This window comes from Paludibacillus litoralis (assembly GCF_037646705.1).
In the GTDB taxonomy this organism is placed as follows: Bacteria; Pseudomonadota; Alphaproteobacteria; order Rhodobacterales; family Rhodobacteraceae; genus Pikeienuella; species Pikeienuella litoralis.
Genome location: NZ_JBBHER010000002.1, coordinates 668,686 through 685,702, shown reverse-complemented (window position 1 = coordinate 685,702; position 17,017 = coordinate 668,686). Strand labels below are relative to the sequence as shown.

Below are 17,017 nucleotides of genomic sequence, written 5' to 3'. Positions count from 1 at the left end.
CCTTGAACGCCCTTGTTAGCCCGAAGACGCCCGCCACGCGAGAGGCGCCGTCGCATCCCCGGCGCCGCCGGCGATTCGGCAATGGACGACGCGCCGGCCCGCGTCGTCGCGGCTGATCGTCACCTCGCCGCCGTTCAGGCGGACGAAACGGCGCACCAACGCCAGCGCCATGCCCTGCCCCGCCTCCGACGGATCCTCATCGGCCGGGTAGCCGCATTCCAGCACGAGATCGCGCCCCTCGGACCGGATCGCGAATCCGACGCGGCCGCCGCGCTCCGTTCTGGAGAAAGCGTCCGCCGCCATGTTGAAGATGATCTGGCGAAACCGCACCCGGTGGCCGAAGATCCGCGGCGGCGCCGCCGCGGCGTCGATCTCGATATCGCCGCGGCGATCCGCCCGGCGCTCGACCAGCGCCGCCACCTCGCGAAGCGCCGCCGCCGGGTCGAACGCCACCCGGGCCTCGCGCGGCGCGTCGGCCCCCGTGGAGATCAGATCGGCCATCCCGTCGATCGCCTCCAGAAGCTCGCCCGAGCTGGCGACGATGCCGCGCACGTAATCCGTCTGCACCGGGTTCAGCGGGCCGACCCGCCCATCATCCAGAAGCTGGCCGAAACCGAAGATCGAGTTCAGCGGCGTGCGCATCTGGTGCGAGATCTGATCGACCATGGCGCTGCGCATCTCCTCGGCCTGCTCCAGCGCGTCGTTGCGTTCTTTCAGCGCGGCGGCGACCTGCACGCTCGCGGTCACGTCGGTGAACACCGCGAGAGTCGCCCCGTCCGGCATCGGTGAGACCCGCCCCGAGAGCGAGCGCCCGTCCGTCAGCGCGAAGGCGTCCACCGTCACGCGCCGATCGGCGCCGCCCGACGCCGCGGCCTTCAGTTCGTCCCAGAACGGCAGCGGACCCGTCCGCATCCGGCAGATGGCGATCACCTTGTCGACATGATCGCCTGGCGTCGGGTCCGAATCCGCAATCCCCCAGAAGCCGCGAAACGCTCCATTGGCCATTCGGAACCGGCCGTCGGGGCCGAAGACGACGATCCCCTCCTCCAGCATGTCGGTGGTCGCGTCACGCGCCGCGCGCTCCACCGCGTTGACCCGCCGGAGCGCCAGAGATTCCGTCACGTCCTCGATCACGACGGCCAGCCCGCCCGCGGCGTGCGGCCGGAAGATGGCCTTCAGCGCGCGGCCGTCCGGGAGATGCCATCTGACGTCGAAGGGCTCGGCGGCGCCATTCGACACCCGTTTCAGAAGGTTGGCGCGCCAGCCCGCGTAATCGACCTGCTCGGGAAGCGCGCGCGCGCGGCGCATTCGGTCCAGAACCTCCCGCAGGGACGGCCGCTGCGCCAGCCATTCGGGGCTTTCGTCGCAGAGCGCGACGGCCACCGGGTTGAAGAGGGAGAGCCGGCGATCGGCGTCGAAGATCATCAACCCGACCTTCAGATGCGCGAACGTCTCGGAAATCGTGTCGACAAGCCGGCTCATCGCCCGCTCCGTCGCCAGGGCGCGCCCCATGTCGCGCGCGATGAATAGACCGTCCTCCGTTCGCAGCAGATCGTAGGCGATCTCGCGTCCTTCGTCCGTCTTCAGCGTCACGCGCCGCGGCTCCCCAGGCGCGGAGATCGACTTCGCCGCAGCCGTCAGCGCGGTGCGGACACGGCCGTCCAGACCGCCATCATACCCGGCGTCGCCGTCGCGCCAGATGATTCCGCGCACGGCCCGCCGCGCCTGGCGATAATCCGCCAGCTCGCGCTCCACCGCGTCGAGCCGCCCCTCGGCCGCCTCGGCCCGCCGCCAGAGCGCGGTCTGGTCATGCAGAACGATCGTGGCGTCGATCCCGTATGGCGCGCCGGCCACGTCCAGCACCTTGCCGTCGCGGGTGCCGATGACGACCTGGAACGCCTCTCCATCCGCCAGCAGGCGCCCCAGCGCCGCCTCGAGAGCGGCCCTGCCGGACTCGAGCTGGCCAAGGACGGCGTCGGAGCTCAGCGCGCCGCTCTTGCGCAGACCAAGGAGCGCGCGCGCATCCTCGGTCGCTTCGATCAGGCCGTCATGGTTGAAACGCAGAACCGCCGCGGCCGAAGCGGCGGCGAAGCCCTCATCCCGGGCCGCCGCGCCCGGCCTCCCGGAAGCGGCCGCGCGCATGCGCGTCAGCAAGGCGAGAAAACCGCAGCCAGCGACGAATGCGAAACACAAGGCTCCAAGCGTCTCAAGCCACGTCCACTGATGCACTGAGCGCCCCCACTCGATCGAGGCCAGGTCACCACCCCTGATTGCTGACCGATAAATATTACACTTAGAGGCGAGCTTTCTTCTTGTCAAACATCTAGAAGTCGAGTGTTGCAGTGATGAAAGCCGTGGATTCGCGGCCTTTCTCCGATTGCGGAGTCCCGCTCAGATGTTGTCGGCGGTGAACCGCTCGTTCTCCCCGAGCGGCCCGCGCGCCTCCGCTTTCGAGGCGACGATCGCTCCTTCCGGCCAGACCGCGGCCACGACCGCGCCCGGCGGGCGTCTTCGCTCCGGCGGCTGGCCGCTGTTCTCGCGCCGGACCGCCTTCGCCGAATTTGCGAAGGACACCCGCGCGCCGGTGCGCTCCAAAAGGGTCTTGGCGATGAAAAGGCCGAGCCCCATGCCCGTCACCGGCTTTTCCGCGCCGCCCGTCCGCCCCGGGAGCGCCGCCGGGCGCGCGCGGGAGGTCACGTAAGGGTCTCCGAGGCGCTGCAGCAGATCTTCAGGGAAACCCGGCCCGTCGTCGCCCACCACGATCCTGAGCCCGGCGCCCGCTTCGGAAACGTCGATCCAGATCGTCGTCTCGGCGAAATCGACCGCGTTCTGCACCAGATTCCTCAACCCATGGATCAATTCCGGGCTCCGCCTGATGATCGGCTGCGCCGCGCCGACCGTCTCCGCCAGCTCGCCGCCGATCCGCAGGATGATCCGCCGGCCGCGGTCCGCGTGGGGCTCGGCCGCCTCCGCGATCACCGCCGAGACCGGCGCCCGGCGCACCTGCTCATCCGCTTTTCCGCCATGCGCGAGATCCGCCAGAATCACCCGGCATCGGTCCGCCTGCTCTCGAATCAGCACGGCGTCGGCGAGCAGGTCCGGCCGCTCGGCCAGTTCATCCGCGAGCTCCTTGGAGACCAGCTTGATGGTCGCGAGCGGCGTGCCGAGTTCATGCGCCGCCGCCGCCGCGAGCCCGCCGATCGCGGTCAGCCGCTGCTCACGCGCGAGCGCCGCCTCCGCTTCGCTGAGCGCGCGCGACATCCGGTATGTCTCCACCGCGACCCGCCGGGCGTAGAACGTCATGAACAGAACCGAGATCGTCAGCGCCGCCCAGACCCCGAAAATATAGATCGGCGGCGCCGTCAGCACATCGCCGGAATCGAACCTGAGCGGCAGGCTCCATTGCGCCATGGCCGAGATGAGCCCGAGCGCGGCCAGCCCGACGATGATCGTGGCGCGCAGCGTCAGCGCCGACGCGGAGATCGTCACCGGGGCCAGCAGCAGCATGACGAAAGGGTTCGTCAGCCCGCCGGTCAGGATCAGCAACGTCGAGACCTGGACGAGATCGAACAGCATCGACAAGGTCGCCGCCCGCGGGCTGAGCCGCGTCGTCGCCGGGAAGAGCTGCGTCGTGATCACGTTGAAGATCACCGCGGCTCCGATCGCCAGCGCGCAGAACGTGCGCGGCAGCATGACGCCGAAGGCCTGATCCGCCGCCACCACCGCCGTCGTCTGTCCGGCCACCGCAAGCCAGCGAAGGGTGGCCAGCGTCTCCAGCCGCACCCAGCGGCCGGACGCCTTTTCTCGCGTGACTTCCTGGAACAATGCGCTCTCCATCACGAACCGGTAACATCGGCGCGAACTCACGCCCAGCCCCGGCGCATATCGCCGCGCCCATCTGGCGCGCGGTCGCGCCGGCGGCTATCCCCCGGGCAGTATGATGAGAGGGTCCGGGTATGGCTAATATAAAAATCTATGCGATTTCCGCCGCGATCGCCGCCGTCGCCGGGCTTGGCGCGGGCGCATGGCATCTGATGAACCCGACCGGCTCCTTCTCCGAATGCGGCGCCGGCGTCGCGACCGGAACCGCCGCGATTGGCGGCCCGTTCGAACTGATATCCGAATCCGGCGAAACGGTGACCTCCGAGATGGTGATCGACGGGCCGACGCTGGTCTATTTCGGCTACACGTTCTGCCCCGACGTCTGCCCGGTGGACGCGGCCGCGATGGGGCAGGCGGCGGATATTCTGGTCGAGTCGGGGCGTTCGGTGAAGACCGTGTTCATCACCATCGACCCGGAGCGCGACACGCCGGAGGCGCTGGCGGACTTCACCGCGAACATCCATCCCGACATGATCGGCCTCACCGGCGCGCCCGAGGCGATCGCCGCGGCCGCGAAGGCCTACAAGGTCTATTACGCGAAGCCCGAATCCGACGACCCGGATTATTACCTGATGGACCACAGCGCCTTCGTCTATCTGATGACGGAAGGCGACCGGTTCCTGACGATTTTCCGCCATGGCGACTCGCCGGAGAAGATCGCGGACGGCGCGGCCTGCTATATCGACGCGCTGGCCGCCGGCGCCTGAGCGGCGCGCCGAAAGGCCGAATGCGGCGCCCCCGCGCGGGATGCGGCGTTTGCGCGCGCCTCAACGCCGCGTTATGAAGCGCGCGCAGGCCTCTCCGCAGCCGCATTAATGGGAAAACACCGCATGGCTGACGACCTTACCGCCAATATCGGCCCCGACAGGTCACTATTGATCCTTGATGACGACGAAGCGTTTCGTCGGCGCCTCGCGAGAGCGATGGAGAAACGCGGCTTCGAACCGATGATGGCGGAAAGCGTCGCGGAAGGGCTCGGCATCGTCAGCAGCGCGCCGCCCGCCTACGCCGTCGTCGATCTCAGGCTCGAAGACGGCAACGGGCTCGACGTGGTGGAGGCGCTGCGCGCGGCCCGGGCCGGCGCGCGGATCGTCGTGCTGACCGGTTACGGCGCCATCGCCACCGCCGTCGCGGCGGTGAAGATCGGCGCGACCGATTATCTCTCCAAACCGGCCGACGCCGACGATGTGACCGCCGCGCTTCTCACGCCGACCGCGGCGAAACCGCCGCCGCCGGAGAACCCGATGTCCGCCGACCGGGTTCGCTGGGAGCATATCCAGCGGGTGTTCGAGCTTTGCGACCGCAACGTCTCGGAAACCGCCCGCCGGCTCAACATGCACCGGCGGACGCTGCAGCGGATCCTCGCGAAGCGGAGCCCCAAATAGGGCCGAAAGGCCCGGCGCCTCAGCGCGCGAACGCGGGTCCGCCCACGCGCGGCGCGGCGCCATCCGTCGCCCGCGCGGGCCGCCGTGAAAACCCGGATGTCGGGCGGGCGCCGCGCGGCTGACGGCCTGCCCCCCCCCGCGAGGGCCGCTAACCGGCGTCCCCGCGCAGCACCCAGCCCGCCAGATAGAGCGAGCCGCAGATCAGGATCCGCGTCGCTCCCTGATCGAGCGCGCGGCGAAGCGCGCTCTCGACGCCGTCCGCCGGCGCGGCCGGCACGCCGGCGGCCTGCGCGGCGGCGGCGAGCCGCGCGGGCGCGATCGCGGCCGTGTTGGCCGGAATCGCCACCGCGTGAAGCTGCGCCGCGAGCCCGCGAAACGGCGCGATGAACCCCTCGGGGTCCTTGGTGTCGAGCATGCCGCAGATCAGATGCGTCTTCGCCGGCGGCAGGCTGGCGAAATGCGCGGCGAGCGCCTCGCCCGCAGCCGGGTTGTGCCCGCCGTCGAGCCAGAGTTCGGCCCCCGCGGCCGCCGCCGCTTCGGCGAAGGCGCCTGTCGTCAGCCGCTGGATTCGGGCCGGCCAGACCGCGCCTCCCGGCGCCGCGGCCGCCGCCGCGTCCGCGAGCCCAAGCGCGCGCAGGGCCGCGACGCCGACGCCGGCGTTCTGAACCTGATGCCCGCCCGGAAGCGCCGGCGCCGCCATCTCCAGGCGGCCCGCCGCGTCGCGGAAGACCAGCCGCCCCGCCTCCAGCGCGATCGTCCAGTCCCGCTCATGGACCGAGAGAGGCGCGCCGACCGCCGCCGCCCGCGCTTCGATCACGTCGAGCGCGGCGCGCTGCTGCGGGCCGACGACGCAGAGCGCCCCCGGCTTCAGGATGCCCGCCTTCTCCGCCGCGATCTCGGCCAGCGTCTCGCCCAGATATTGCTGATGATCGATCGAGACCGGCGTGATCACGGTCAGCGCCGGCGCCGCAATCACGTTCGTCGCGTCCAGCCGCCCGCCGAGCCCGACCTCCAGAAGCGTGAAATCCGCCGGGCTCCGCGCGAAGGCGAGGAAGGCCGCCGCCGTCGTGATTTCGAAAAAGGTGATCGGCGCGCCGGCGTTGGCCGCTTCGCATTCGGCCAGAATCGCCGCCAGCGCGGCCTCGTCGATCAGATCTCCCGCGAGGCGGATCCGCTCATGGAACCGCGCGAGATGCGGCGACGTGTAGACATGCGCCTTCCGCCCGGCCGCCTCCAGCCCGGCGCGGATCACCGCGACGCACGAGCCCTTGCCGTTGGTTCCCGCGACATGAACCACCGGCGGTAGATCGCGCTCGGGATGGCCGAGCCGAACCAGCAGCCGCTCCAGCCGCTCCAGCGTCAGGTCGATGATTTTCGGATGCAGCGTCAGCAATCTGTCGAGAATGACGTCGGATCCGGCGGCCGGCGGCCCGTCGCTCATTTGGTCGGCGCAGGCGCGGCCGCCGGGGCCGGTTTCCCGTCCGGCGCGGGCGCCGGCGCATCCGGTTTGTCTGGCGTTCGCTCCGGCGCGTCGGGCGCCGGCGCGTCGGCGTCCGGCTCCGGCGGCGACAACTGGCCCGAGATCCGCGGCGGCAGGTTCAGAAGCAGCCTGAGCGTCACCGCCAATTCATCCCGCATCTTCCGGCGATCGACGACCATATCCAGCATGCCATGATCCAGAAGGTACTCCGCGCGCTGGAACTCCTCCGGCAGCTTCTCATGGATGGTCTGCTCGATCACCCGCGGCCCGGCGAAGCAGATCAGCGCGTTCGGCTCCGCGATCTGAATATCGCCGAGCATCGCATAGGACGCGGTGACGCCGCCGGTCGTCGGATGCGTCAGGATCGTGATGAAGGGAAGCCCCGCCTCCTTCACCATCTCGACGGCGACGGTGGTGCGCGGCATTTGCATCAGGGAGAGAATCCCCTCCTGCATCCGCGCGCCCCCGGCGGCGCAAAAGACCAGAAGCGGCGCGCGCGCCTTGATCGCCGCCTCCGCCGCCGCGACCAGCGCGTTGCCGACCGCCACGCCCATGGACCCGGCCATGAAGCTGAAATCCTGCGCCGCGGCGACCGTGTCGACGCCGCCGATCTTGCCGAGGCCGACCAGCATCGCCTCCTGCTCGCCCGTCGTTCTTCGCGCTTCGCGGAGCCGCTCGGGATATTTCTTCTGATCGCGAAACTGCAGCGGGTCCGCGTTCGCCTCCGGCGTCTTCACCTCGGCGAAGACCCCGCCGTCGAAGAGCGCGGAGAGCCGCGCGCGGGGGCTGATCGGCATGTGATGGTCGCAGGCGGGGCAGACGTTCAGGTTTTCGGCCATTTCCCGATGAAAATTCATCTGGCCGCACTCGTCGCACTTCGTCCAGAGATTCTCCGGCATCTCGCGCCGGGAGAAAAGCGAGTTTATTTTGGGTCGAACGTAGTTTGAAATCCAGTTCATGGCGTCCCCCGCGGTCATTCTGGCTGGCGCGCCGCGCGTCGGCGGTAAATAGTCGGGGCGCGGTGGAAATGCAACGCGGAGGCCCTGTGCTGAAACTGAAACGAACCTGTCCGGGCGCCTGGGTCGATTTCAACGGACATATGCGCGACGCGTATTATCTGCTTCTCGTCAGCTTCGCGAACGACCAGACGATGGACGAGCTTGGCATGGGGCCGCGCTATCTCGCGGCGACGGGCCGGACGCTCTACAATCTCGACACGCGGGCCAGATACCTTTCCGAGGCGCGCCAGGGAGACCCCTTGCGGGTGGAGATGCGCCTTCTGGCCGCCGACGCCAAACGTCTCCATCTGCACTCGATCATCCGGCATGACCTGACCGACGCGGCGCTGGCGGTGGTCGAAGCGGTGCTGCTTCACGTCGATCAGGCCGCCGGCCCGGCCGCGGCGCCGTTTCCGCCGGAGATCGAGGCGATGGTCGCGGCGCGCCTCGCGCGGGACGCGGGGCCGCCCCCGGACCTCAGGGCCGGCGGCGTCGGGCTCCGACGCTGAGCGGTCAGGCGGCTCACGACCCCGTATCCCCCCCTCTTGCCCCGTTCGCCGCGCAGATCTAGGAACTTTCATCGCAGCGACGGGAGCGCATGATGAGCGGACAGCGGATCTGGACCTATTTCGAAGGCGAATGGCGCGAGGGCAACACGGCCATCCTCGGCGCCGCCGACCATGGCGCATGGCTCGGCTCCATGGTGTTCGACGGCGCCCGCGCCTTCGACGGCATGACCCCGGATCTCGCTCTCCACATGGCGCGGGTCAACGACAGCGCCCGGCGGATGGGGCTGGCGCCGCCGCTGACGGACGAGGAAGTCCTCGGCCTCGCCCGCGAGGGGGTCGCGAAGTTTCCCGCCGGAACCGGGATCTACATCCGGCCGATGCTCTGGGCGAGAAAGGGCGCCTCCTTCATGGTCGCGCCCGATCCCGAAAGCACCGCCTTCGCGCTCTGCCTCGAAGAGATGCCGATGCCGGAGCCGACCGGGATCAGCCTCTGCGCCACGCGCTTTCGCCGGCCGACGCCGGACTGCATGCCGGTCGACGCCAAGGCGGCCTGCCTCTATCCGAACAACGCGCGAATGCTGCGCGAGGCGGTCTCGCGCGGGTTTCAGAACGCCATCGTCGCGGACGCCATCGGCAATATCTCCGAGACCGCCACATCCAACATCTTCATGGCCCGCGACGGCGTGGTGATGACGCCGGTCCCGTCCGGCTGCTTTCTCAACGGCATCACCCGCCAGCGGGTGATCTCGCTCCTGCGCGAGGATGGGGTCGAGGTCCGGGAGCTGAGCCTCCGGATGGAGGATTTCATGGCGGCGGACGAGATCTTCACCACCGGCAACGCGCTGAAGGTGATGCACGCGACGCGGCTGGAAGATCGCGACCTGCGATACGGCCCCCTCTCGCGCCGCGCGCGCGAGCTTTACTGGGATTTCGCCGCCAGCGCCGCCTGACCGGGCGGAGCCGCCCGCGCGGCGAGCGAGATGCGCGGCGCATGAGCGAAGGAGACGCTTTCCGATGATCGACTTTCACTACTGGCCGACCCCGAACGGCTGGAAGGTCGCGATCCTGCTCGAGGAGCTGGGCCTCCCCTACCGGCTTCATCTGGTGAACATCGGCGCGGGCGACCAGCTCAAGCCGGATTTTCTCGCCATCAGCCCGAACGGGCGGATGCCGGCGATCGTCGACCACGATGGCGCCGGGGCGCCGGTCCCGGTGTTCGAGAGCGGCGCGATCATGCTCTATCTCGCGGAGAAGACCGGCCGGTTTCTGCCCGCCGATCCGCTGGGCCGGAAAGAGGCGCTGGAATGGCTCTTCTGGCAGACCGGCAATCAGGGGCCGATGGCCGGGCAGCACAGCCATTTCTTCAACTACGCGCCCGAAGGCCAGAAGCGCGAGGGCTACGCCTTCGAGCGCTACCGGCGGGAGACGGTCCGCTGCCTCGACGTGCTGGAGCGGCGGCTGACCGGGCGCGCCTGGCTGGCCGGCGACGCCTATTCCATCGCCGACATGATGTGCTGGCCATGGGCGCTGATCATGAAGGCGATGGAGATCCCGCTCGACGGGCATCCGAACGTCGCCGATTGGCGCGCGCGGGTGAAGGCGCGCCCCGCGGTCCAGCGCGGCGTCGCCCTCGGCGCGGAGTCCCGTCCAACCGCGCCGCATGACGAAAAGGCGCGAAAGATCCTCTTCGGCGGCTGAGGGCGCGTCAGCCCCCGTGCGCGCCCTTCGCCAGTTCGGCGACGAAGGCGAGCACCGTCGCGGGGGCGTCGCCCGCGCCGATCCGCTCGACGATGGCGGAGCCGACGACGACGCCATCGGCGATACGGCCGATCTCCGCCGCCCGCTCCGGCGTCCTGATCCCGAAACCGACGCAGACCGGAAGCCCGGTCGCCGCGCGGATGCGCGCCACTTCAGGGGCGACGGCGGCGGCGTCCGCCTCCGCCGCGCCGGTGATCCCGGTGATCGAGACGTAATAGACGAAGCCGGAGGCGTTCCGGGCCACCGCCGGCAGGCGGGCGTCATCCGTCGTCGGCGTCGCGAGGCGAATGAAATGCAGCCCCGCCCGCCCCGCCGGCAGGCAAAGCTCGTCATCCTCCTCCGGCGGCAGATCGACGACGATCAGCCCGTCCACCCCGGCGGCCCGCGCGTCCGAGAGGAACGCCTCGACCCCGTGCGAATAGATCGGGTTGTAATACCCCATCAGGATGATCGGGGTCGCGTCATCCTCCTCGCGAAAGGCCGCGACCATCTTCAGAACGCCCTTCAGCGTCTCGCCCGCGTCGAGCGCGCGGCCCGCCGCGAGCTGGATCGAGGGGCCGTCGGCCATCGGATCGGTGAAGGGCACGCCAAGCTCGATCACGTCGACGCCCGCCCCCGGCAGGCCGCGCATGATCTCGAAGCTCGCCTCCGGCGTCGGGTCGCCCGCCATGATATAGGAGACGAAAGCGGGCTTTCCCGCCGCCTTCAGCGCGGCGAAACGGTCTGTCAATCGGCTCATCTCATCCCCCTCCTGCGCGGCGGGCGCCGGCCCAATCCAGCGTCAATCGTCCTTGCGGAAGAACTTCTTCTCGCGTGGCTTGCCATCCCAACCGGTCTTGCCGCGCGGTTTGGAGTCGCCTCTGTCGCCGCCACGCTCGCCGCCGCGATCCGGCCCCCTGTCGCCGCCGCCCCGGAACGGCTTGCCGCCGCCCTCGCGGTCGCTGCGGAACGGCTTGCCGCCGCGCGGCGCGCCGTGATCTTCGCGCATCTCCCATTTCTTCAGGAGCTTCGCGTCGAAGCTGTCGCGCCCGATCACGCCTTCGTTGCACCAGACCACGGCGACCTTGTCGCCATCGGTGGATTCGACCGCCATCCGCATCGAGCCCGAGACGAGGACCACGAGGTCCCCCAGTTCATAAGCCATGGAATGGCCCTTTCTAGATGTCGTAGCCGAGAGCCTCGGCCACGGTGAAAATGTCCTTGTCCCCTCGGCCGCACATGTTCATCACCATCAGGTGATCCTTCGGCAGGGTGGGGGCCAGCTTCATCACATGCGCGAGCGCGTGAGAAGGTTCAAGCGCGGGGATGATCCCCTCCGTCTCGCAGGAAAGCTGGAACGCGTCCAGCGCCTCGCGATCGGTCACGGAGACGTATTCGACGCGCCCCATGTCATGCAGCCAGGCGTGTTCGGGGCCGATGCCGGGATAGTCGAGCCCGGCGGAGATCGACTGCCCCTCCAGGATCTGGCCGTCGGCGTCCTGCAGCAGATAGGTGCGGTTGCCGTGCAGCACGCCCGGGCGCCCGCCGCTGAGGCTCGCCGCATGCTCCATGCGCTCGTCGACGCCGTGGCCGCCCGCCTCGACGCCGATGATCCGGACCGATTTGTCGTCGAGGAACGGATGGAACAGCCCCATCGCGTTCGAGCCGCCGCCGATGCAGGCGACAAGACTGTCGGGGAGCCGCCCCTCCGCCGCATCCATCTGGGTCCGCACCTCCTTGCCGATGATCGACTGGAAGTCGCGAACCATCGCCGGGTAAGGATGCGGCCCCGCGACCGTGCCGATGCAATAGAACGTGTCGCGCACATTGGTCACCCAGTCGCGCAGCGCCTCGTTCATCGCGTCCTTCAGCGTTCCGCGGCCGGCGGTGACCGGAACCACGTCCGCGCCGAGCAGCTTCATCCGAAAGACGTTCGGCTTCTGGCGCGCGACATCGGTCGCGCCCATGAAGACGACGCATTTGAGCCCGAACCGGGCGCAAACCGTGGCGGTGGCGACGCCGTGCTGGCCCGCGCCGGTCTCGGCGATGATCCGGGTCTTGCCCATCCGCCGCGCCAGCAGGATCTGGCCGAGCACATTGTTGATCTTGTGCGCGCCGGTGTGATTCAGCTCGTCGCGTTTCAGATAGATCTTGGCCCCGCCGAGCCGCTCGGTCAGGCGCGGCGCGAAATAGAGCGGCGAGGGGCGGCCGACATAATGCGTCCAGAGATCGTCCATTTCCGCCCAGAACGCGGGATCGACCTTCGCGCGTTCATATTCCGCCTCCAGCGCCAGAATCAGCGGCATCAGCGTCTCGGAGACGAACCGTCCGCCGAAAATACCGAAGCGCCCGCGCTCGTCGGGCCCGGTGCGATAGGAATTCAGCATTTCGGAAGCCATGCGCGCCCCCTGTCTCCAACTGGTCGGGAAGCGCGCTGTTTAGCGCCGCGCGCGCGGCGCGTCGATGGCCGATTTCACCGCAGCTCGGCGTAAACCGCCCGCTCGACCGCATCATAGACCGCCATGCAGCTCTCGTCGATGAACGGAAGATGCTGCATCATGATCACGCAGGCGACGCCCGCCGCCGGATCGAACCAGTAATGCGTGTTCAGAACCCCGGCCCAGGACTGACTCCCGGCGCGGCGCTTGCCCTCGATATCCTTCGTGTTCATCAGGCAGCCGAGAGAAAACTTGTTCTCCTGCTCGGGAAAGAAATCCACATCGGCCGAAAGCGGCGGCGCGGTGGAGATCAGCTTTCCGGCGGAAAGAGCGCCGATCTGGTTGGCGCGGAACATCGCGACGGTCTCCGGCTTCAGAACCTGCTCGCCGTCGAGCGCGCCGTTCAGCAGCAGCATCCGGATGAACCGCAGATAATCCGGCCCGGTCGTATAGAGCGCATGGCCCATGCCGTAAAATTCGGGGTTCGCGGGCGGCGCGAGCTCATGCTTGCGCCAGCCGCCGTCCGGGGTGTGCATATGCGCCTGACAGAGCCGGTCGGCCATGTCGTCCTCCAGCTCGAACCTGGTGTCCTTCATCGCCAGCGGCTCGAGGATGGTCTTGCGGCAATAGGCGTCGATCCGCTCCCCGGTCGCCGCCTCGACCATCTGGCCGAGCCAGTCCGAGCCGGTGCCGTAATGCCATTTCTCGCCGGGATCGAACGCCAGAGGATAGGATTTCAGCGCCTTTTTCTGGCCGGTCAGGATGGTGGGCGCGCCGGTCGCCTTCATGTATTTTGTCTGGTTGGCGTCCCAGAACTCGTAGACGAGGCCGGAAGTGTGCGTCGCGAGATGCCGGAGGGTCGCCTTCACCTTCGGCGCGCGAAGCTTCGGCGCGCCGTCCGCGTCGAACCCGTCCAGCACCTGCACGTCGCGCCACTCGGGCAGCACGTCCTCGACCGGCGTCTCGAGCGTGAGCAGCCCATCCTCGATCGCCTTCGCCGCGGCCGCGGCGCCGACCGCCTTCGTCATCGAGAACGCGCGAAAGACCGTGTCCATCGTCATCTTCTCGTCGCCGCCGAAGGCGCGGACCCCGGCCGCGCCCTCATAGGCCACGCCGTCCCGCGTCGCGACGGAGACGACGACGCCGGGCGTCCGGCCCGCCGCGACGCATTCCTCCAGAATCCGGTCCATGGCTTTCATCGCATCCTCCATCCGATTTCGGTGACAAGCTGCCGGAGAGCGGCCGGGAAGTCGAGCGCCGGATCGTCTCTCCGCGCGGCGCGGCCCCCGGCCAGGCGGTTAGGCCAGAGCCGCCGCGACGAACGCGCGAATCAGGGCCTCGTCCTTGACGCCGGGCGCCGTCTCGACCCCCGAGGAGACGTCGACCTGGCGCGCCCCGGTCAGGCGCGCCGCCTCGGCGACATTGCCCGCGTTCAGCCCGCCGGCGAGCATCCAGGGCGTCGTCCAGCGCCTGCCGGCGAGCAGCCGCCAGTCGAAGGTCAGCCCGTTGCCGCCCGGGAGCCCGCCCCCCAGCGGCGGCTTCGCGTCGATCAGCAGTTGATCCGCGACGCCGGCGTAGGCGTCGACGGCGTCGAGATCCGCCGCCTCCGCCACGCCGAGCGCCTTCATCACCGGCAGCCCGGCGCGCGCCTTGACCGCGCGGACGCGCGCCGGGCTCTCGCGCCCGTGAAGCTGGATCATGTCGATGGGAAGCGCCGCGACCCGGTCGATCAGCGCGTCATCCGGATCGACGACCAGCGCGACCTTCATCAGTCCGGCCGGCGCCTCGGCGGCCAGCGCGCCAGCCTCCGCCGGGGTCACGTTCCGCGGCGACTTCGGATAGAGGACGAACCCGAGATAGCGCGCGCCGGCCGAGGCGGCCGCGGCGACGGCGCCCGGGGTCCGGAGCCCGCAAATCTTGACGATCATCGCGAGGTGAGCGCGGGCAGGTCGTCATCCTTGTCGCCCGAGAGCGCGTTCACCTTCGTCTTGAGCATCGCCGCCTCGCGCTTCGCCCGCCGCGCGGTCGCGCGCACGCGCCCCTCGCGCATCCACTCCCGCGCCGCGCCGAGCAGGAACCCGACCAGCCCGCACAGAAGCCCGAACGCGAAGAGCGGCAACGTCGCCGTCGGCGCCTGAACCACGCCATATTCCGACAGATCCGGCCAGAGCCGGACCGAGATGTCAGCGCTGTTCGCGACCGCCAGAACGCCGATCACGACGGCGACGACGAGCGCGATGAAGAATTTCAGCGTGCGCAAAAGCCTCTCCCTCCGGGAATGGCCCCGGTCAACTGTTCATCCGGTCCCGGAGATCCTTGCCGGTCTTGAAGAACGGCGCCCTTTTCTCCGGCACATGGACCGATTCTCCGGTGCGCGGGTTCCGCCCCATGCGCGCGTCGCGGTGTTTCACCGAAAACGCGCCGAAGCCGCGAAGCTCCACCCTGTCGCCCCGCGCCAGCGCCTCCGTGATCTCGTCGAAGACGGCGGAGACGATGCGCTCCACGTCCCGCTGGAAGAGATGCGGGTTCTCGTCCGCAAGCTTCTGGATCAATTCGGACTTGATCATCTGCAGTCCCTCGGCCTACCGGCGGAATCGCGTTGTGGAGGCGAGAATTGCACGTTGTGGCCGCGCCGGTCAACGTGGAGCCGCGGCGCGCCGCCGGGCGCGCGTTCCCTTTCAGCCCCGCCAGGACCTCCGCCGGCGGAGCCGGCGGCCATGGGGGCCCACGCTCCGCATGTGAAAGCGGCGGCCCCGAGGGGCCGCCGTTCGCTCATCTCAGTCCCCGCGCGGCGCGGAGGGCGAAGCTTATTCGCCTTCCCGCTCCTTCAGCGCGGCGCCGAGGATGTCGCCGAGCGACGCGCCCGAATCGGACGAGCCGAACTGCTGGACCGCCTCGCGCTCCTCGGCGATCTGCAACGCCTTGATCGAGAGGCCGAGCCGGCGCGACGAACGGTCGATGCTGGTGATTCGCGCATCCACCTTGTCGCCGACCGAGAACCGCTCCGGCCGCTGGTCGCTGCGGTCGCGGCTGAGATCGGAGCGGCGGATGAAGGCCTTCATGCCGTCATGCTCCACCTCGATGCCGCCATCCTCGATCTTGGTGACCGTGACGGTGACGACGGAGCCGCGCTTCACGCCGGTGGTCGCCTCGACGAACGGGTCGCCGTCAAGCTGCTTCACGCCGAGCGAGATCCGTTCCTTCTCGGTGTCGACATCGAGCACGACCGCCTTGACCAGGTCGCCCTTCTTGTACTCGGCCATCGCTTCTTCGCCCGACCGGTTCCAGTCGAGATCCGAGAGATGGACCATGCCGTCGATATCGCCTTCGAGCCCGATGAAGAGGCCGAATTCGGTGATGTTCTTCACCTCGCCCTCGACCGGGGTGCCGGCCGGGAAGTTCTCGGCGAAGAGATCCCACGGGTTGCCCTGGGTCTGCTTCAGGCCAAGGCTGACGCGCCGTTTGGCCGGATCGACGTCGAGCACGACGACCTCGACCTCCTGAGAGGTGGAGACGATCTTGCCGGGATGGACGTTCTTCTTCGTCCACGACATCTCGGAGACGTGCACCAGCCCCTCGACGCCGGGCTCCAGCTCCACGAATGCGCCGTAATCGGTGATGTTGGTGACCCGGCCGGTCCATTTGGAGCCGAGCGGATACTTCGCCTCGACGCCGTCCCACGGGTCCGCCATCAGCTGCTTCATGCCGAGGCTGATTCGCTGGGTGTCGTGGTTCACCTTGATGACCTGAACCTTCACGGTCTCGCCGATATTGACGATCTCGGACGGGTGATTGACCCGCCGCCAGGCCATGTCGGTGACATGGAGAAGCCCGTCGACGCCGCCGAGATCGACGAACGCGCCGTAATCCGTCACGTTCTTCACGATGCCGTCGATGACGTCGCCTTCCTTCAGCTTGCCGACGATCTCGGCGCGCTGCTCGGCGCGGCTTTCCTCAAGCACGGCGCGGCGGGAGACGACGATATTGCCCCGGCGCCGATCCATCTTGAGAATCTGGAACGGCTGCGGCTGGCCCATCAGCGGGCCGATATCGCGCACCGGGCGCACATCGACCTGAGAGCCGGGCAGGAACGCCACCGCGCCGCCGAGATCCACCGTGAAGCCGCCCTTGACCCGGCCGAAGATCGCGCCTTCGACGCGCTCCTGCTTGTCATTGGCCTTTTCGAGCCGGTCCCACGCCTCTTCGCGCCGGGCCTTGTCGCGGCTCAGAACCGCTTCGCCCTTCGCGTTCTCGACGCGGTCGAGGAACACCTCGACGGTGTCTCCGACGCTGATTTCCGAATCATGCCCGGGCTTGGCGAATTCCTTCAGCTCGACCCGGCCTTCCATCTTGTAGCCGATGTCGATGATCGCCTGTCCGGCCTCGATGGCCAGCACGGTGCCGCGGACGACGGCGCCTTCTTCAGGGGTCTCCAGCTCGAAGCTTTCGTTGAGGAGGGCTTCGAATTCCTCCATGGTGGCTTTCGCCATGCGGTGCATCTCCAATTTCGGTTCACTGGCCTGCCGGTTGTCTCCGGCGGTCTATCGTCGAGTCATCGCCCGACGCCCGGTAAACACGACGAAAGGCC

The 17,017-nt window shown here is 68.8% G+C and carries 16 protein-coding genes and 1 pseudogene; 5 read left to right on the top strand and 12 right to left on the bottom strand.

Annotated features, from left to right (window positions below):
- Window positions 1-15: 15 nt before the first annotated feature.
- On the bottom strand, window positions 16-2,142 hold the full coding sequence (locus WG921_RS04250; protein WP_340107958.1) for a sensor histidine kinase: 2,127 nt from the start codon (window positions 2,140-2,142) through the stop codon (window positions 16-18).
- Between the two features lie 249 nt (window positions 2,143-2,391).
- Complete coding sequence (locus WG921_RS04245; RefSeq protein ID WP_340107957.1) at window positions 2,392-3,825, bottom strand: ActS/PrrB/RegB family redox-sensitive histidine kinase; 1,434 nt, start codon at window positions 3,823-3,825, stop codon at window positions 2,392-2,394.
- A gap of 131 nt (window positions 3,826-3,956) precedes the next feature.
- Between WG921_RS04245 and WG921_RS04240 the strand changes: the two genes are divergently transcribed.
- Both WG921_RS04240 and WG921_RS04235 read left to right on the top strand, forming a co-directional pair.
- Window positions 3,957-4,589, top strand: a complete 633-nt coding sequence (locus WG921_RS04240) for an SCO family protein (protein ID WP_340107956.1) — start codon at window positions 3,957-3,959, stop codon at window positions 4,587-4,589.
- 123 nt (window positions 4,590-4,712) lie between these two features.
- Window positions 4,713-5,267 (top strand): ActR/PrrA/RegA family redox response regulator transcription factor, encoded by a 555-nt coding sequence (locus tag WG921_RS04235; protein WP_340107955.1) that lies wholly within the window; start codon window positions 4,713-4,715, stop codon window positions 5,265-5,267.
- 148 nt (window positions 5,268-5,415) lie between these two features.
- Here the strand turns inward: WG921_RS04235 and WG921_RS04230 are convergent, their stop codons facing one another.
- Entirely contained in the window at window positions 5,416-6,708 is a 1,293-nt protein-coding gene (locus tag WG921_RS04230; RefSeq protein ID WP_340107954.1) for a bifunctional folylpolyglutamate synthase/dihydrofolate synthase, read from the bottom strand.
- Entirely contained in the window at window positions 6,705-7,706 is a 1,002-nt protein-coding gene (accD, locus tag WG921_RS04225; RefSeq protein WP_340107953.1) for an acetyl-CoA carboxylase, carboxyltransferase subunit beta, read from the bottom strand. The genes WG921_RS04230 and accD overlap by 4 nt, the downstream gene beginning before the upstream one ends.
- Before the next feature lie 86 nt (window positions 7,707-7,792).
- On the opposite strand from accD, the gene WG921_RS04220 reads away from it, so the two are divergent.
- From WG921_RS04220 to WG921_RS04210, 3 genes are all read left to right on the top strand, one after another.
- Entirely contained in the window at window positions 7,793-8,254 is a 462-nt protein-coding gene (locus WG921_RS04220) for a thioesterase family protein (protein WP_340107952.1), read from the top strand.
- Between the two features lie 92 nt (window positions 8,255-8,346).
- Complete coding sequence (locus tag WG921_RS04215) at window positions 8,347-9,204, top strand: branched-chain amino acid aminotransferase (protein ID WP_340107951.1); 858 nt, start codon at window positions 8,347-8,349, stop codon at window positions 9,202-9,204.
- 64 nt (window positions 9,205-9,268) lie between these two features.
- On the top strand, window positions 9,269-9,952 hold the full coding sequence (locus tag WG921_RS04210) for a glutathione S-transferase N-terminal domain-containing protein (RefSeq protein ID WP_340107950.1): 684 nt from the start codon (window positions 9,269-9,271) through the stop codon (window positions 9,950-9,952).
- A gap of 7 nt (window positions 9,953-9,959) precedes the next feature.
- Here WG921_RS04210 and trpA read toward each other — a convergent pair whose 3' ends face one another.
- From trpA to rpsA, 8 genes and pseudogenes are all read right to left on the bottom strand, one after another.
- The gene (gene trpA, locus WG921_RS04205; protein ID WP_340107949.1) at window positions 9,960-10,751 is read right to left on the bottom strand and encodes a tryptophan synthase subunit alpha; all 792 of its coding nucleotides are present in this window, start codon (window positions 10,749-10,751) and stop codon (window positions 9,960-9,962) included.
- 42 nt (window positions 10,752-10,793) lie between these two features.
- Window positions 10,794-11,156: a hypothetical protein gene (locus WG921_RS04200; RefSeq protein ID WP_340107948.1), complete on the bottom strand. Its 363-nt coding sequence runs from the start codon at window positions 11,154-11,156 to the stop codon at window positions 10,794-10,796.
- A 13-nt stretch (window positions 11,157-11,169) separates the two neighbouring features.
- The gene (gene trpB / locus WG921_RS04195; protein ID WP_340107947.1) at window positions 11,170-12,390 is read right to left on the bottom strand and encodes a tryptophan synthase subunit beta; all 1,221 of its coding nucleotides are present in this window, start codon (window positions 12,388-12,390) and stop codon (window positions 11,170-11,172) included.
- 74 nt (window positions 12,391-12,464) lie between these two features.
- Window positions 12,465-13,628 carry a serine hydrolase domain-containing protein gene (locus tag WG921_RS04190; RefSeq protein ID WP_340107946.1) on the bottom strand — a complete coding sequence of 388 codons (1,164 nt, stop codon included), beginning with the start codon at window positions 13,626-13,628 and terminating at the stop codon, window positions 12,465-12,467.
- Between the two features lie 99 nt (window positions 13,629-13,727).
- Window positions 13,728-14,357 (bottom strand): phosphoribosylanthranilate isomerase, encoded by a 630-nt coding sequence (locus WG921_RS04185; protein WP_340107945.1) that lies wholly within the window; start codon window positions 14,355-14,357, stop codon window positions 13,728-13,730.
- Window positions 14,354-14,689 (bottom strand): LapA family protein, encoded by a 336-nt coding sequence (locus tag WG921_RS04180; protein WP_340107944.1) that lies wholly within the window; start codon window positions 14,687-14,689, stop codon window positions 14,354-14,356. The genes WG921_RS04185 and WG921_RS04180 overlap by 4 nt, the downstream gene beginning before the upstream one ends.
- Before the next feature lie 28 nt (window positions 14,690-14,717).
- A complete protein-coding gene (gene ihfB / locus WG921_RS04175; protein ID WP_340107943.1) occupies window positions 14,718-14,996 on the bottom strand; it encodes an integration host factor subunit beta in 279 nt (92 codons plus the stop codon).
- 240 nt (window positions 14,997-15,236) lie between these two features.
- Window positions 15,237-16,940, bottom strand: a pseudogene (gene rpsA / locus WG921_RS04170) (30S ribosomal protein S1); the annotation flags it as partial.
- Window positions 16,941-17,017 lie beyond the last annotated feature (77 nt).